Below are 15,232 nucleotides of genomic sequence, written 5' to 3' on the forward strand. Positions count from 1 at the left end.
GAAACGCCCAGTTAGAGATCGTTTCAGTTTGAGTTGTGGAGTCTTCGCAGGCAGATGGCTGCGTAGGCCAGGCTCAGGAGGGCCTGGTGGATGTCGACGGCGTTCGTAGGGGGTTTGGAGTTGTTTGAAGGCATGTAGCCAGGCGAAGCTAGGTTCAACGACCCATCGTCGTTGCCGCGGCCGGAGCGGTGGGCAGTGCCGCGGGGGACGACGGCCGGGGTGATCCCGCGGATTGGTGGGATAGCGTCGACCAGAGGGACGAGCTGGGCGAGCTCGTAGCAGTTCCCGCAGGCCAGGGTCACCGCCCGGGGCGTGCCGTTCCTGTCGATTCAGGAGGTGCTCGCTGCCGGGCTGACCCCAATCACCGCGCTCGGCCCGACGTAGTCCCTCTTTGGGCGCCCGTACGTGCGTGGCGTCGACCATCGCGTACGCCAGGTCCAGGGCGCCGATGGCGCGGAGCTCGGCCCGAAGCACCTCGTGCAGAAGCCGTTGCACCCCGGCTCTGCCAGCGCGCAAGCCGCCGCCAACACGTGGATTCGGATACCCCAAATGCCGAGGTCGGCAGCTGCTGCCACGGGACCGCGGTGCGCAGCATGAACAAGACCCCACCAGGGCTGCTCGGACATCACGAGCCAACCGTCCCGGGTACCGGAAACCGGCTTGGACGAGCCGGGATCAGCGGCCCGAGCCCGCTCCCACAGCCCGTCAACGATTTGCCTCGCACGCACGCCACATCGGTCTACAACCATGTCCCGCGGCCCCGGTCGCCGTCCGCGACCGTCAGGCCCGGTCTGCCTCTCCGCGCCGTCCACGACTGAAAGCTCGGTCTCCGCCTGAAACGATCTCTAACTGCCAGGAGGGCCTTGCGTGTGGCCTTGGAGCAGGGACACCACCGCCCGCCAGTCCACATCGGGCGACAGCGGTGCCGTGATGACGTGCGCCTTCCAAAGCAGTCGCAGATGACGGTCATAGCTCGGGTGGGCGGCAAGCTGTGGCTTAACGTTCGGGAACGCGTAGACCGGCACGTCTGCGCCGAGCGCCTCGTTGATGATGCCGAGCGCGAGGCTATCGTTGATCCCCTGCGCCCACTTGTTGATGACGTTGAACGTGGCCGGCACGACGGCTACGGCGGTCGCCGAAGGATGCAGCTCCGGATCCCCGGGCATGCGCCACTCGAACCGGACCGGATAGCCGGTCTGCCGGGCCAATGCCTCTCGGTCGATCCATGTTGCCGCGGTCGGCGTAGCGGTAAGGCAGACGGCCCAGCCGTCCTCCTGCAACAGCTCAATTAGTTCGCCGATGCGCAGCACGGGAGGCGCGGCGCAGACGACCAGAGCCAGCAAGCCTCGTTGAGTCATGCGAGCAGCCCCGCCCGCTCTGCGAGCGGCCGTAGCCCCGGCGTCGTCACTCGTCGCTCCTTTGCAAGCAGGTCGAGTAAAAGGGTGCGGGCCTGCACGTTGGTGTGGACCACCTCGGCGGCGACCCGCTCGGCTTCGAGCAGATGCAGCACCGATATCGACCTGTCGCCAGCCGACATCAACGCCGCTGCCGCCAGGTCGACATGAACCTGTGCCCTTCGGCCGACCAGCACCGTCGGCAGTCGCGAGGTGTCGAGGCGCGTTCCGATCTCCAGCGCTTGATCCGCATTCCCCGCTCGGACCGCAGCGGAGACCGCGTGAATGACAACGTTCGTCGGACCGAAGCCGGTCCACAGCCGGTTGTGGTCGGCGCCGAGCGTCGTTGCCAGCCCCTCGGCCTGCGCCAGGAACCGAGCTGCATCCTTCGGCTTGCCCTGTCCAGCCGTCATTATTGCGGCCCGAAGCAGCAGGGCTCCGTGAGCGGAGAGCAGATCAGGATCCGTCGTAGGCCCAGTAGATGCCAAGCGGTCGATGCTGCTCCACAGGACCTGTTCGGCTTCGGTCGCCCTCCCGGGCAGCCGCATGAGAGCGCAGGCTGCCTGGTACGCCGCGACGGCCGCCAACGCCTGGTCGTCGGCGAGCCTGGCGGCGGTGGAACCTCGGTCGGCGGTGAGCAGAGCGGTATCGCGGTCCCCGACCTTGGCGGCAAGCTTCGACGCCGCGATGTACGCGGCGGCGAGCAGCCGAAAAGCGCTCCCGCGATGCAGCCCGGTCGACCGCCTGGACAGCTCCGTCGCCTGGCTGAGCACGTCGGGCAGCAGTCGAGCAGCCAACGTGTAGCTCGCCCGCTGATAGAGGTTGTGCACCCGGCCCACAGAGCGCCGCACCTCGACAAGGGACTGAGGCGGCCGAGCGGGGGTCGCCAGGTAGCTGGTGAGGAAGATCCGGAGGCCTTTCAGCAGCTCCGTCCGGGCAGCGCTGGAAGCAGGATGGCTCTCATCTCCCATGGCTTGCCCTCGATGCGTTGCCACTGACACGTCGACGAGCATGTCATCGAACTGTTCGAGCGTAACTCCCAGGGCAGCGGCGATTCGGGTTCGGTGCCATGGCTGCGGATCAGTCTCGGCGTTCTCCCAGCGCACGACGGTTGACCGCTCCACGCCGAGGATGTCGGCCAGCCGCTCCTGGCTGTACCCGAGAGCCTTGCGCCGCTGACAGAGCCGGTGTCGCTTCAGGGCCACGCCCGATCTCCCTCCGTTCTGCCGCAACTGTAGTAACACCCCGTTGATCGCGTGGGCACGCAGACGCCTCATTTCTGCGTCACACAGGCCCCTTCGACGCTGTAGTTCCTGGTCAGCTCCTCGCCGAGGCTGGGTGCATGGCCCGGGGCGGGTGCTGGGCTCCGGTGATTCCGCGTCCCCCGTCGCGGATCCGCCGTCCCCGCCCGCCCTGGTGCCGCTCCACGCACCACGACGCCGGAGGCGCCCAACGATGTCCGCCGTACTCGCCGACTTTTCCGTCCTCAACCCGGTCACCGATGAGGACCTGGCTCTCGCCGCGCGGGCGGTCCGCGTCCACGCGCCGGAGCCTTGGCCGCACGGCCTGCTCTGCCGCAGCGAATGCTTCCCGTACCCGTGTCGCCTGGCCCGCGGGGGCCACGCCGCCCTCGACTCTGCCGGCCTCACCGCCGAGCAGCTGACCGCGGGCCTCGTCGGGGACCAGCGCGAGGCCGAGGAGCAGGGCCAGGCCAAGGACCAGACACGATGACGGAGCCGGAGGCACGCGAGGCGGTGGCCCGCTGGCTGAGCCTGGTGGCGGCGGACGCGGAGCTGTCCCCGTACCTGATCGCGGTGGACTGGGACCGCCTGAAGGCGCACCTGGCGCGGTCGCTGACCAGCGCGACCGGCGGCGAGCGCGAGGTCCCGCGCCTGGGCTGGTCGGAGGCGCAGCACCGGCGCGCGGTCGACTACCTGCTCGGGGTCCTGGAACGGCACCACGAGCGGAGCGTCGCGCGCTTCTGGGAGGCGGTGGAGGACCGCTGCCCGGGCCTGCTGCCGGAGCGGGAGGCGCCGCTGCTCCACGCCGCGCTGCACCAGCTTGCGAGCGGAGCCGGCGACCGCCCCAACAGGTTGGCGCTGCTGGCGGTGCTCGGCCGCGCGTACCGTCGCTATGGCCTGCGCCCGGCGCACGCCGCCGTCATCGACGGCGCGCTACCGGCCGCGGTGCCGTGGCAGAAGGTCGAGCGGGCCGCGGCGCGGATGGGCGACGGCCTGGCCTGGTGGCCGGCCGAGGTCATCGGCCACGACCGGGCCTGCGATGGCGTCGCCATCCTGACGGTACGGCCGTGGCGGCGGCTGCCGTTCCGGCCCGGCCAGGCGGTGCCGGTGTGTACGCCGCGCCGGCCCGGGCAGTGGCGCTGGCTCTGCCCGGCGAACGCGCCACGCCCGGACGGCACCGTCGAGCTGCACGTCCGCGCGGTGCCCGGCGGCGCCGTCTCCACCAGCCTGGTGCACGAGGTACGCCCCGGCGAGCTGCTGCACCTCGGCCCGCCCGTCGACACCGGGCTGAGCCTGGTCGACGGTGACCTGCTGCTGGTGGCCGGAGGCACCGGGCTGGCGCCGCTGCGCGCCCTGGTCGAGCAGGTCGCCGCCGACCCGGGCGGCCGGCGGGTGACCCTGGTCGTCGGGGCCCGCTCGGTGGAGAGCCTGTACGACGCGGTCACCCTCGACAAGCTGCGCCACGACTGGCTGACGATCGTGCCGGCGTTCTCCCACGACCCGCTCGCCGAGCCGGGAGAGCGGGGCGACGCGCTCACCGTCGCCCTCGACCATCTACGCCCCGACCAGGCGGTGTATGTGTGCGGGCCGCCGGCGATGCTGGCCGGGTCGCGGCTGCGGCTGCTCGCCGCCGGGGTGCCCGGCGAGCGGATCCACCTGCCGGAACGGATCCCGTGGCGATGACCGTCTACCGCAGCCGCCACGCCCTGCGCGGCCCGTTCACCCCTGACCGGATCGCCACGCTGCGGCTTCCGACAGCCAGGCGGGGCTACCGCGTCGACGAGGTCGACGCGCTGCTGCACCGGCTCGCCTACGAGCTGCACCGGCGCACGGGCGAGCGGGACGAGGCGCGTGCCGAGAACCAACGGATCAAGGACGCCCTGCGGAGGTGGCAGTCGGCCGAGGCGGCACGGAGGCTCGGCTCCTGACCGTGGCCGGCCGTCCCGAGGCGGCGATGCTGGACGGGTCGCAGCTCCCGTTGGCCGCACCGGCCAGCCGGTCGCTCTGGCCGGTCGACGGCTGGATCGAGGCCGCCGGGGCGTCGGGAGCGTGCAGGCGGGTCAGGCGCCGCACAAGTAGACGGGCGGCAGCGTCTGGTCCCGATGGTAGAAGGGCTTCAGCTTCTCGCCTTCGAGCTTGAACTTGATCTTTTTCGGCAACAGTTTCTGGAGCGCGTCCAGGGCCTCCGAGGACGCCGACACGCCGAACCCACCGCCCACCTTGCCGTCGAGGGTCGCTCCGATGCAGCGGGCCAGCGGGGCGCCGAGGGCCGAGCCGTTGGTGATGCCGACCGAGAAGACCACCTTGGCGTACGGGCCGGCGAAGGCGGCGGGGATGCCGATGCCGAACTGGACCTTCGTTTCGGCGGCGAACACCGCCCCGCTGGCCCCGACGGAGAGCCCGGTGATCGAGTCGATGATGCTCCGCTTGACGCTCAGGCTCGGTCCCTTGAGCACTCCGTCGATGACACCGATCGGGCCGTCCAACCGCCATTCACCGCCGGCCTTCACGGTGCTGTTCTTCCCGCTGATCGCCGTGCTGGCGACGAACTTCCAGCTCGTGACGTAGACGAGCGGTTCGCCCGGGATGGGCAGCGGGATCTCGATCGGCACCTCCACCCGGATCTTCCTGTTGTCGGCCGACCCGTTCGCCGCCCCGGCGGCGATGTCCATGGCGACGCTCTCGATCCCCTCCAGGGCGAAGGTCGAGTTGCTGTCGACCTTCCCGCCGGCGACCCGGACGTCCGAGCGCACCCGCAGGCTCCGGTATTTGAGCGAGAAGTCCGCGAAGAACTTGAGATTGTCGTTCTGCTTGCGGCCGACCTTCAGGCCGAGCACGCCCCCGCCCCGGTACGGCTGCACCTCCCAGTCACCCACCGTGACCGTGGCGGTCCGGGCGGTCTTCGCCGGGGGAAGTTGGCCATCGGAGCCGAGGCGGTAGCCGATCGGCACCGTAGCCCCTTTCAGGGTTCGCTTCGGGTCGGCGGGCACGCCCGACGCCGCCGGGAGTTCCGGCACCTCCTGCAGGAACGCCTCCGCGTCCCCGATCTCCCGGTCGTCGACGAAATGGGCGTCACGGAACACGTCGGTGAGCCCGACCGGGGCGAGGGTGACGGCCACGTCCCCGCCCGTCTGCCGGAGATCCGCGACCCGGCCCACCGCCCGGCTCGTCGCGTACATGACCTTTCCGACGGCGAGGTCGGCCACGCCCGGCGCGTCGCCCGCGAGGGTCCAGACGACGCCGTCCGCGCTGGCGGACCGGATCACCCCGGGCCCGCCGTCGATCAGGACCACGTCGGGCTGGTAGGTGACGGAACCGTTCCGGACCGGACCGTACCCGTAGCTGCGCGCGGCCACCGCCGAGGCCGCGTCCGTGGGCCGCGACCAGTCCCTCGCACGCCGGCTGCCGCCCGCCGCGCAGCCGGCCACCAGGACGACAACGAGAGCGGCGGCGGCGCGGCGGGCGAGCGCCGCGACGGTACGGCGGGCGGGCTGAGGCATCGGATTCCTCCCCGGTCGGCTGCGTGCGGGGACCGGGCGGCGCCGGTCGGGGTCAGATGCGCCCGGCCGCCGTCCTGGCCAGGTCGGCCAGGGGCTGCCGGAATTTCGCCGGGTCGTCGAGCCGGACCAGCCGGATCGAGAACCAGACCCCCGACGCCTGGACGAACACCGCTCCGTCCTCGGCGTACGCCTCGTCACCCACGCCGGGCAGCGGCTTCAGGTCGTGGCCGAGTTCGCGTTCGATGTCGAGGAACTTCTTGGCGCCGTCGCCGACGAACACCTCCACCTGGGCGGTGGGCCCGGTGACCGGCCCGGTGTAGGTGCACGTCTCGCGGACCGGCACCGCATCCTGCAGCTTCGTCCCGGCCAACTGCTCGGCTTCCTTCTTGGTCACCAGCGAGCAGGCGTCAACGGTCGGGGCGGCCGGTGCGTCGCTCGGCGGGGTGCCCGTCGCGGAACCATCCGCCGTGGGCGTGTCGGTCGCCGGGGCCGCGCGGTCGCCGCTCGCCGGTGGGGCGCCGTCGTCTGAGCCGCCGCAGCCGGCGAGCAGGAGCACGGCCGCGCAGGCCGCGGGCAGGATCAGTCGGCGCACTGGAGGTTCCTTCCAGGGGGATCGCTGCGGTCTTGAGACCGGACCACAGCCGAACCGTATGGGCTCCCGGCCGTCGCGGAATCGGGGATTTCCCTACGCGTCCACGAGCGAGCCGCGCACGAGGCACCGGCATTGCCTGGAGCCGGGCAGCCTGAGTCGCCATGCCGACAGGTACGCAGGGATGCGGGGCACTCGTCGGGGATAGTGGCGAAGGTGGCGACCGTGCGCGATGAGGGCGATGACCCGTATCTCTGGCTGGAAGATCTTGATGGTGCGGACGCCGCCGGGTGGGTGCGGGACCGCAACGCGGAAACCGTGGCCGCGCTGGCCAGGGGCGAGCGGTTCGTTGCCCTGCGGGACGAGATCCGGCAGGTGCTCGACGCCGAGGACCGCATTCCCTATCCGGGCTGGCGTGGGGATCGCTATTACTACAACTTCTGGCAGGACGCCGCCCATCCCCGTGGGCTCTGGCGCCGGACCAGCCCGGAACAGTACCGGCGGCCGGAGCCCGAGTGGGACGTGCTGCTCGACGTCGACGCGTTGGCCGCCGAGGAGGGTGAGAACTGGGTCTGGCGCGGCGTGACGGTGCTGCGCGCCGGTTACCGGCGCTGCCTGATCAGTCTGTCCCGGGGCGGCGCGGACGCGGTGGTGGTCCGCGAGTTCGACGTCGTCCGGCGGGCCTTCGTCGCGGACGGCTTCACGCTTCCCGAGGCCAAGAGCCGCGTCTGTTGGATCGACGCCGATCACGTCTACGTGGGCACCGACTTCGGGCCGGGTTCGCTGACCAGGTCCGGGTATCCGCGGATCGTCAAGCGGTGGCGGCGGGGCACGCCGCTGGCGGCGGCTGAGGTCGTCTACGAGGGTCGCGCCGAGGACGTGGGCGTGGTCGCCTGGCACGACCCGACACCGGGGTTCGAGCGCGACTTCGTGGGTCGCGGCCTGGACTTCTACCGCCAGGAGACCTACCTGCTGTCGGAGGCGGGCGAACGGATCCGGATTCCCATGCCGGAGGACGCCCATCTGGACGTACATCGGGAATGGCTGGTCGTCCGCCTGCGCTCGCCATGGACGGTGGGCGAGGTGACCTATCCTGCCGGCGCCCTGCTGGCGGCCCGCTTCGACGCGTTCCTCACCGGTGCGCGGGAGATGGCGGTGCTCTTCCAACCCGGCGCCCGCACGGCGCTCACCGGTTACGTGTGGACGCGGCACCATCTGATCCTGGCCACCCTCGCCGACGTGCGGAGCCGGCTTGAGGTGCTGACACCGGGCGAGACACAGTGGCGGCGGGAGCCGCTCGCGGGGGTGCCGCAGGACGAGCACAGCTGGATCGTGAAGACGGACCCGGACCTCGGCGATGACTACCTGCTCGCCTCGGCGGGGTTCCTCCAGCCGGCGACGCTCCGGCTCGGGCAGGTGGGCGGCGCGGTCGAGACCCTCAAGCGGGAGCCGGCGTTCTTCGACGCCGAGGGTCTGGCGGTACGGCAGTTCTTCGCCATCTCGGCCGACGGCACGCGGGTGCCGTACTTCGTGGTGGGGGAGCCGGACGCGCCCGCCGGGCCGGCGCTGCTCACCGGGTACGGCGGGTATGAGGTACCCCAGCTTCCGCACTACGACGGGGTGATCGGCCGGGGCTGGCTGGCCCGGGGCGGCAGGTACGTGGTGGCGAACATCCGGGGCGGCGGGGAGTACGGCCCGCAGTGGCACCGCGCCGCGATGCGGGAGAACCGGCCCAGGGGGTACGAGGACTTCGCCGCGGTGGCGGCCGACCTGGTCGCACGGGGGATCACCGCGCCGGCGCAGCTCGGCATCGAGGGTGGCAGCAACGGCGGGCTGTTGATGGGGGTGATGCTGACCCGCTACCCGTCGCTCCTTGGCGCCGTCGTCGCGCATGTGCCGGTGCTGGACATGCGGCGCTACCACCGCCTGCTGGCCGGTGCCTCGTGGATGGCCGAGTACGGCGACCCGGACCGGGCGGAGGACTGGGCCTACCTGCGGGAGTACTCGCCGTACCACAACATCCGCAGTGGGGCGGTGTACCCGCCGGTCCTGTTCATCACCTCGACGCGGGACGACCGGGTGCATCCGGGGCACGCCCGCAAGATGACGGCCCGGCTGCGCGAGCACGGCCACGACGTGTCCTACTACGAGAACGTCGAAGGCGGGCACGGTGCCGCCGCCAACAACGAGCAGCGCGCCTTCATCTCGGCGCTGGCGCTGGAGTTCCTCTGGCGGACGTTGACCGAGCCGGTGAACGTTGCCCTACCGCGTCAGGCCGGGGAGGCGGCTGCGCAAGGTGCTACCGGGCCTTGGTGAGCTGCCAGGCCGCCCATACTGATGCGGCCCCACATCCGCGACTTCTGCATCCGGACATCCTGGAGGGAGATCGAGCGGGATTCGCACACCCGGAAATGTCAAGCCCCCGTTCGTTTCGGATGGTTATGCCCGCAATGCGGAACGATCCGGAGGGGCAGGCTCCGCAGCTGTCCCATGGCGCGAGCGGCTTCACCCGCCGTAGAGCCAGTCGATGTGCTTGTAGTCGTCGGCCGCCCGGTCACGGAACAGCTCGTTGCGTAGCAGCCGGGCCACCCCATCCACGTGCCAGATGTCCCCCCACACCCGGGCCGACGTCTGCACCCGGGCCGTCCGCTCCGACCGCACCGCCTCGTAGGAACGCAGCGCGACATCCCAGTCCAACCCACCTGACGCCACCGTCTTCCCAGCCTCGACCGCGAGCGCGTACGCGTCCTCGATGGCCTGGCAGGCGCCCTGCGCCAGGTACTGCAGCATCGGATGGGCGGCATCCCCGGTCAGCGCCAGCCGCCCGTCCACCCACGTCGGGATAGGGGAACGGTCGTACATCGGCCATTTTCGGGTGCGCCACAGCGATCGCAGCCCTCGGCGCACATCCGGGCACATGCCCGAGAACGCCGATTCCAGCTCGTCGGGGTTGCCCCAGTCTTCCTCGCCTCGGTCGTAGGCGGCGGACTTGAACACGGCGACCGTGTTGAACATGTCGCCGCTGCGCAGCGCGTACTGGACCAGGTGGCAGCCGGGGCCCAGGTACACGACGACGTCTTGCAGGGCGTCCTGGTTCAGCTCGACGTCGATCTCGGCGAGGGGGAACGCTCCTCGGTAGGCGACGTACCCGGACGCGATCGGCTGGTCGTCGCTGAGTTTGCCGCGCAGGGTGGAGCGGAGGCCGTCGGCCGCCAGCGCGAGGTCGCTGGTGAACTCACCGGCTTCGCTGACCACGACCGCCGCGTCCGCGGAGGTGACCACGTCGTCGACCCGGGTGTTGGGCAGCAGTTCGACGCCCACCCGTCGGCAGGCCTGCACGAGGATGTCCAGCAGGTCGCTGCGGTGGATCACCACGTACGGCGCGCCGTAGCGCTCGACGAAGTCCGCGCCCAGGTCGAGGTGGGTCAGCTCCGCGCCGTCGACGGCGTCCCGGAAGACCAACCGACGCGGCACGACGCCCCGCTCGAGTACGGCGTCGAGCAGCCCCCATTGGCGCAGGATGCGGGTGGCGTTCGGGGCCATCTGCAGCCCGGCCCCGACCTCGGCGAACTCCGCCGCCCGTTCCAGCACGCGGACGGTGTGACCGGCGCTGGCGAGGGCGTACGCGTTGGCCAGGCCGCCGATTCCGCCGCCGACGATGGTGATGGTTGAGCTCATGGTCGTCTCCTCCTCGTCACAGCCAGGGGCCGAGGGTCGGTGCCTGGGGCGTTCGGCCGGTCAGCCACGCGGCGAGCGGTGTGGCCTCGCCGCCGGCGGCCCGCTTGCGGACGGCGTCGACCGCGAGGGCGGCGGTGAAGCCGGCCGGCAGGTCGTCGAAGCCGATCCCGGCGTTCAGGTCGACGGCGTGGATGGCGACTTCGCGGGCGCGCATCCACGGGATCTCGCTGGCCGGCACGGTGCGGCCTTGGGCGGTCACCACCTCGTGGGTGAGGGCCTGTGCGGAGAGCGCGTCGAACTCCTCGGCCAGGGCCCGCGACGACCGTCGTACCAGGGTGCGGAGTTCGCCGGCGGGCAGCCGGGTGCCGGCCTCGATCTCCGCGGTGCGCTGCTGCGGGCTCGCGTACATCCGCCGTTCCTCGCCGGTGGCCGCCCAGTGCACCAGCCTCCGCAGCGCTTCGGCGTTGTGGTGCACGTGGGCGATCACGTGGCGGCGGCTCCAGCCGGGCAGGTCGGTCGCCTTGTCGAGCTCCTGGTCGCTGAGCAGGTCGACAGCGGTGAGGAACAGCTTGGTGCCCTGCTCCATCCAGTCCCGGGCGGTCATGATGCCCGGGCCACGTTGGTCAGCCGGCCGATGCCCTGGATCTCGGTGACGAGGGTGGTGCCGTCGGCGAGGTAGCGCGGGGGTTTGCGGGCGTGGCCGACGCCGCCGGGGGTGCCGGTGGCGATGACGTCGCCGGGCCGCAGCGTCATGATCGTCGAGGCGTACCGGACCAGCGCGACCGGGTCGAACACCAGATCGGAGGTGTCCGCCTTCTGCACCGTCTCGCCGTCGACGGCGGCGGTCAGGGTCAGCGCCGGCCGGACGCCGCCGGGCAGTTCGTCGGGCGTGACCAGGACCGGTCCGAGCGGCGTGGTGGCCTCGAACGTCTTGCCCTGCAGCCACTCCTTGGTGCGGAACTGCCAGTCCCGCATGGTCACGTCGTTGCAGACGGTGAACCCGGCGATCGCGTCGGCCGCCGCCTGCTCGTCGGCGCGGCGTACGGGCCGGCCGATCACCACGGCGAGCTCGGCCTCCCAGTCCACGGCGGTGGACTCGGGCGCGAGCTGGATGTCGTCGTTGGCGCCGATGAGCGCCTCGGCGAACTTGGCGAACAGCGTCGGGTACTCGGGCAGCTCCCGGCCCATCTCGAGGATGTGGTTGCGGTAGTTGAGGCCGACGCACAGCACCTTCCCGGGACGCGGTACGACCGGCGCGAACTCGACCCCGCCGGCCGGGTACGTCGCACCGCCGCTCGCCGCCGCCAGCGCCGGCCAGTCCGGCTGGGCCAGCAGCGCTCCGACGTCGGTGAACCCGAGGTCGACGTACCCGTCCTCAGTAAGGCGGACGGCGCGGGTGCCCTCGGCGGCGCGGATAGTGGCGAGCTTCACTGGATGATCCCTTCCCGGTTGTCGATCTGGACGCGGTCCTGGTGGAGCCGCTCGAAGACAGGCGTGTCGCTGAACCGGAACAGGTCCAGTCCGCCGTCGGTGGTGATAGTCAGCGGCTGCCAGGACGGCACCACGAACAGGTCACCGCGCTCGACCGTCCAGGAGGCCGCCCCGACGGTCACCTGGCCGCTGCCCTGGAAGACCTGGTAGACCGAGGAGCCGACCTCGCGGCGAGTCGCGGTCCCGGTGTCGGGGGCGAGGCGGTGGAACTCGGTACGGATGGTCGGCATGATGTCGCCGCCGGTGGTCGGGTTGGTGTATCGGACCGCGGCGTGCCCGGGCTCGACGGTGGCGGAGTAGCCCTCGGCCTCCAGCGCGAGCTGCTCGGTGAGGGCCCGGTCGGTGTGCTCCCACCGGTAGGCCAGCAGCGGGGTGGCCGGGGTCGGCTGCAGCTGGGTGAGCGGACGCAGTCCCGGGTGCGCCCACAGCCGTTCCGAATACGAGCGCTCCGGCGCGTCCCGGGTTTCGACCTCGTCCGGGCCGAACTCGAAGAAGGTCGAGTCCGCGTAGTACTGCAACGGGATGTCCAGGCCGTCGATCCAGGCCATGGGCCGGTCGGTGCGGTTGTGGTGGCCGTGCCAGTGCCACCCCGCCTGCGGGAGGAAGTCACCGCGGCGCATCGCGACCGGGTCGCCGTTGACGACGGTCCACACGCCCTCGCCCTCGACCACGAACCGGAACGCGTTCTGGGTGTGCCGGTGCACGGGCGCGTCCTCACCCGGGTTGAGGTACTGGATGGCCGCCCACAGGGTCGGGGTGGCGAACGGCCGGCCACCCAGGCCCGGGTTGGCCAGGGCGATGGCCCGCCGCTCGCCGCCCCGGCCGACCGGGACCAGCTCACCGGCCTGAGCCGCCAGGGGGAGCAGACTGTTCCACCGCCAGCAGTACGGCTGCGCGTGGGAATGCGGGTGGGCCGGCATCAGGTCGCCGATCTCGGTCCAGAGCGGGACGAGGAGTTCCTTCTCGAACCCGCGGTACAGCTCCTCGAGTTCCGGCGTGCGGACCGGCTGGCCCGGGTCGTCGGTGGCGGTGATGGTGACCGGTGATTCGGTCATGCCGTGGCTCCTTCCGGCTCAAGGTCGGTTGCGGGGGTGTGCGCCTGGTGCATCCGGCGCGGGAAGGCGAACAGCAGCAAACCCGCGACGGCGGCGGCCAGCGCGAAGGCTAGGAAGTTCGAGTCGACGCCCAGCCCGGCCGCGAGCAGCCAGCCGCCGACCTGGGGTGCCGCCACGGCGCCGATCCGGCCGAAGCCGAGCGAGAAGCCGAGGGCCGAGCCGCGCAGCCGCGCCGGGTAGTGGTTGGCGACCGCGGCGATGATCAGGCACTGCGTGCCGTGCGTGCCGACGCCCGCGAGCACCAACGCCAGGTAGCCGACGCCGGACGATGGGTGGCTGAGCAGCACCCCGAGACCGAGCGCCGCCACCGCCGCCGCGAACGCCGCGGCTTTCACCGGGCCGAACCGGGCCCCGGCGTACGCGGTGACGAGCGAGCCGAGCACCGCACCGAGGTTGAGGGCGAGCAGGAAGGTCAGCGCCGACCCGAGATCGAATCCGCTCTCCCGCATGAGCTGGGGCAGCCAGGTGGCCAGTCCGTACCAGGCGAAGAGGGTCGCCACGGTGGCCAGCGAGAACAGCACGGTGCTGACGGTGAACGGTGGGCGCAGCAGTGAGCGTAGCGGCTGCCGCGTCTCACCGGTGGGAGTCGCCTCGTGCTGGGGATCGATCCCGAACTGGGCCTCAAGTGCCGCCGCCTCGTCGGTGCGGCCGCGGGTGCGCAGCCAGATCGGCGACTCCGGTAGGAACCGGACGGCCAGGGCGACGACGACCAGCCCGCCCAGCAGCGCGATCACGAACATTGCCCGCCAGCCGAACGACGGCAGGACCTGCATACCGACCAGCGACGCCGCGACCCCGCCGATCGGAATGCCGGACATCATCAGGGTCGACACCATCGACCGGTTACGGACGCGCACGTACTCCGCGGTGAGCGCGTTGGCGCTGGGCACGAGCCCGCCCAGGCCGAGCCCGGCGACGAGCCGGAGTAGACCGAAGACCTCCGGGTTGGGGGCCACGGCGCACAGTGCGGTGAAGACGGAGAACCAGGCGGTGCACGCGATGATCGTTGTGCGGCGGCCGAGTCGGTCGGCCAGGGCCCCGGCGAAGACGGCGCCGACGAGCATCCCGGCGAAGGCGAGGCTGCCCAGCAGGCCCGCCCCCGCCTTGGTGAGATGCCAGCCCGGCTCCTGCAACAGGCGGGGGAGAACCGTGCCGTAGACGATGAGGTCGTATCCGTCGAAGACGACGATGACCCAGCAGAGGGCGGTCACAAGCGCCGCCGACCTGCGGGTTTGGGGGTGCGTGGTGGTGGGGGTCATACCCACCGATCGTCGGCGTCTTCTGTGAGGCGGGATACTGTTTTCTGCTGTGAAGAATAAGCCGGTCTACGCCATCGACTCGGTCGATCATGCGCTGCACCTGGCCCAGATCCTGCAGCAGGAGGGGATGCTTCGGGTCACCGACGCCGCGGAACGGCTCGGCGTCTCCGTGTCGACCGCCCACCGGCTGCTCGCGATGCTGGTCTACCGAGACTTCGCCGCCCAGCGGCCGGACCGCACCTACACGGCCGGGCCCGTGCTCCGCCCCGCGCAGCGATCCGAGGCCCCGGTCGCGCTGCTACGCCGCGTCTCCACCCCTCACCTGAACGCCCTCGTCGACCTGGTGCAGGAGTCGGCGAACCTCGTGATCCTGGCCGGAACGGAGGTGCGCTTCATCGCCACCGTCGAGTGCGCGCGGATCCTCCGGGTCGGCGAGCGGGCCGGCCGGGTCCTCCCCGCGCACCTCGCCTCCGGCGGCAAGGCGATCCTCGCAGGGCTCCCGCCGGACCAGGTGCGAGCGCTGTACGAGGACGTGGACGGGATCGACATACCCAAGCTACGGCGGGAGTTGACCTTGGTCCGCAAGCGTGGCTTCGCGATCAACGACCAACTGACCGAGGCCGGGTTGACGGCACTCGGCGTGGCGGTTCGTGGGCCCTCTGGAGCGCCCGAGGCGGCGATCTCCCTCGCCATCCCGACCGCGCGGTTCGACCGTCACCAGCTACCGACCTGGATCGCCGCCATGACGGCCGCCGCGACGCGGATCGAGAACGACCTCGCCGGGCGATCCTGAGCCGCTGCGGTGGCGACCGCAGTGAGTACGCGCAACGCGACGAGCCGGGCACGCCAAGCAATCCCCATGCCGGCAGTCACGCTGCCCGCCCCCTCCTCGGCGGTGAGAATCTTCACGCTCGCGGCCTGCGCCAATGAGGCTCCGACGTCGCCTCGATTCGATCCCCATCGAC

14 protein-coding genes and 1 pseudogene are annotated in these 15,232 nt (G+C 71.3%); 5 read left to right on the forward strand and 10 right to left on the reverse strand.

The window, feature by feature from the left end; genetic code table 11:
* Window positions 1–23: 23 nt before the first annotated feature.
* From FXF52_RS10100 to FXF52_RS10110, 3 genes and pseudogenes are all read right to left on the reverse strand, one after another.
* Window positions 24–749, reverse strand: a pseudogene (locus FXF52_RS10100) (transposase).
* A gap of 96 nt (window positions 750–845) precedes the next feature.
* The gene (locus FXF52_RS10105; protein ID WP_255471832.1) at window positions 846–1,343 is read right to left on the reverse strand and encodes a flavoprotein; all 498 of its coding nucleotides are present in this window, start codon (window positions 1,341–1,343) and stop codon (window positions 846–848) included.
* Between the two features lie 11 nt (window positions 1,344–1,354).
* Entirely contained in the window at window positions 1,355–2,599 is a 1,245-nt protein-coding gene (locus FXF52_RS10110; protein ID WP_187413416.1) for a helix-turn-helix transcriptional regulator, read from the reverse strand.
* A gap of 250 nt (window positions 2,600–2,849) precedes the next feature.
* Here FXF52_RS10110 and FXF52_RS10115 point away from each other — a divergent pair, with 250 nt between their 5' ends.
* The 3 genes from FXF52_RS10115 to FXF52_RS10125 are packed head-to-tail and all read left to right on the forward strand — an operon-like array spanning window position 2,850 to window position 4,563.
* Window positions 2,850–3,125, forward strand: coding sequence for a hypothetical protein (locus FXF52_RS10115; RefSeq protein WP_148795777.1), 276 nt, complete (start codon window positions 2,850–2,852; stop codon window positions 3,123–3,125).
* Window positions 3,122–4,318 (forward strand): FAD-binding oxidoreductase, encoded by a 1,197-nt coding sequence (locus tag FXF52_RS10120; protein WP_148795778.1) that lies wholly within the window; start codon window positions 3,122–3,124, stop codon window positions 4,316–4,318. The genes FXF52_RS10115 and FXF52_RS10120 overlap by 4 nt, the downstream gene beginning before the upstream one ends.
* On the forward strand, window positions 4,315–4,563 hold the full coding sequence (locus tag FXF52_RS10125; protein ID WP_148795780.1) for a DivIVA domain-containing protein: 249 nt from the start codon (window positions 4,315–4,317) through the stop codon (window positions 4,561–4,563). Before FXF52_RS10120 ends, FXF52_RS10125 begins: the two co-directional genes overlap by 4 nt.
* A 132-nt stretch (window positions 4,564–4,695) precedes the next feature.
* On the opposite strand, the gene FXF52_RS10130 is transcribed toward FXF52_RS10125, so the two are convergent.
* Both FXF52_RS10130 and FXF52_RS10135 read right to left on the reverse strand, forming a co-directional pair.
* Window positions 4,696–6,135 carry a hypothetical protein gene (locus FXF52_RS10130; protein ID WP_148795782.1) on the reverse strand — a complete coding sequence of 480 codons (1,440 nt, stop codon included), beginning with the start codon at window positions 6,133–6,135 and terminating at the stop codon, window positions 4,696–4,698.
* Window positions 6,136–6,187: 52 nt separating this feature from the next.
* On the reverse strand, window positions 6,188–6,727 hold the full coding sequence (locus FXF52_RS10135) for a DUF3558 family protein (protein WP_148795784.1): 540 nt from the start codon (window positions 6,725–6,727) through the stop codon (window positions 6,188–6,190).
* A gap of 222 nt (window positions 6,728–6,949) precedes the next feature.
* On the opposite strand from FXF52_RS10135, the gene FXF52_RS10140 reads away from it, so the two are divergent.
* The gene (locus FXF52_RS10140; RefSeq protein ID WP_187413417.1) at window positions 6,950–9,040 is read left to right on the forward strand and encodes a prolyl oligopeptidase family protein; all 2,091 of its coding nucleotides are present in this window, start codon (window positions 6,950–6,952) and stop codon (window positions 9,038–9,040) included.
* Between the two features lie 189 nt (window positions 9,041–9,229).
* Here FXF52_RS10140 and FXF52_RS10145 read toward each other — a convergent pair whose 3' ends face one another.
* Genes FXF52_RS10145 through FXF52_RS10165 form a run of 5 tightly spaced genes read right to left on the reverse strand, consistent with a single transcriptional unit; the run spans window position 9,230 to window position 14,267 of the window.
* Window positions 9,230–10,402 carry an FAD-dependent monooxygenase gene (locus tag FXF52_RS10145; protein WP_148795788.1) on the reverse strand — a complete coding sequence of 391 codons (1,173 nt, stop codon included), beginning with the start codon at window positions 10,400–10,402 and terminating at the stop codon, window positions 9,230–9,232.
* Window positions 10,403–10,418: 16 nt separating this feature from the next.
* Window positions 10,419–11,006 (reverse strand): maleylpyruvate isomerase N-terminal domain-containing protein, encoded by a 588-nt coding sequence (locus tag FXF52_RS10150; protein ID WP_222870468.1) that lies wholly within the window; start codon window positions 11,004–11,006, stop codon window positions 10,419–10,421.
* Window positions 11,003–11,833, reverse strand: a complete 831-nt coding sequence (locus FXF52_RS10155; RefSeq protein ID WP_148795790.1) for a fumarylacetoacetate hydrolase family protein — start codon at window positions 11,831–11,833, stop codon at window positions 11,003–11,005. The genes FXF52_RS10150 and FXF52_RS10155 overlap by 4 nt, the downstream gene beginning before the upstream one ends.
* Window positions 11,830–12,948: a cupin domain-containing protein gene (locus tag FXF52_RS10160; protein ID WP_148795791.1), complete on the reverse strand. Its 1,119-nt coding sequence runs from the start codon at window positions 12,946–12,948 to the stop codon at window positions 11,830–11,832. Before FXF52_RS10160 ends, FXF52_RS10155 begins: the two co-directional genes overlap by 4 nt.
* Window positions 12,945–14,267, reverse strand: coding sequence for an aromatic acid/H+ symport family MFS transporter (locus FXF52_RS10165; RefSeq protein ID WP_148795792.1), 1,323 nt, complete (start codon window positions 14,265–14,267; stop codon window positions 12,945–12,947). The genes FXF52_RS10160 and FXF52_RS10165 overlap by 4 nt, the downstream gene beginning before the upstream one ends.
* 49 nt (window positions 14,268–14,316) lie before the next feature.
* Here FXF52_RS10165 and FXF52_RS10170 point away from each other — a divergent pair, with 49 nt between their 5' ends.
* Window positions 14,317–15,060 (forward strand): IclR family transcriptional regulator, encoded by a 744-nt coding sequence (locus FXF52_RS10170; protein ID WP_148795793.1) that lies wholly within the window; start codon window positions 14,317–14,319, stop codon window positions 15,058–15,060.
* The last annotated feature ends 172 nt before the right edge of the window (window positions 15,061–15,232 follow it).

This window comes from Micromonospora sp. MP36, from assembly GCF_008119785.1.
In the GTDB taxonomy this organism is placed as follows: domain Bacteria; phylum Actinomycetota; class Actinomycetes; order Mycobacteriales; family Micromonosporaceae; genus Micromonospora.

Bases quoted from the DNA above. Each gene is read 5' to 3' on its own strand.
- FXF52_RS10115 (WP_148795777.1), top strand. From the start codon at position 2,850: ATGTCCGCCGTACTCGCCGACTTTTCCGTCCTCAACCCGGTCACCGAT.
- FXF52_RS10165 (WP_148795792.1), bottom strand. From the start codon at position 14,267: ATGACCCCCACCACCACGCACCCCCAAACCCGCAGGTCGGCGGCGCTT.
- FXF52_RS10145 (WP_148795788.1), bottom strand. From the start codon at position 10,402: ATGAGCTCAACCATCACCATCGTCGGCGGCGGAATCGGCGGCCTGGCC.
- FXF52_RS10160 (WP_148795791.1), bottom strand. From the start codon at position 12,948: ATGACCGAATCACCGGTCACCATCACCGCCACCGACGACCCGGGCCAG.
- FXF52_RS10130 (WP_148795782.1), bottom strand. From the start codon at position 6,135: ATGCCTCAGCCCGCCCGCCGTACCGTCGCGGCGCTCGCCCGCCGCGCC.
- FXF52_RS10150 (WP_222870468.1), bottom strand. From the start codon at position 11,006: ATGACCGCCCGGGACTGGATGGAGCAGGGCACCAAGCTGTTCCTCACC.
- FXF52_RS10120 (WP_148795778.1), top strand. From the start codon at position 3,122: ATGACGGAGCCGGAGGCACGCGAGGCGGTGGCCCGCTGGCTGAGCCTG.
- FXF52_RS10125 (WP_148795780.1), top strand. From the start codon at position 4,315: ATGACCGTCTACCGCAGCCGCCACGCCCTGCGCGGCCCGTTCACCCCT.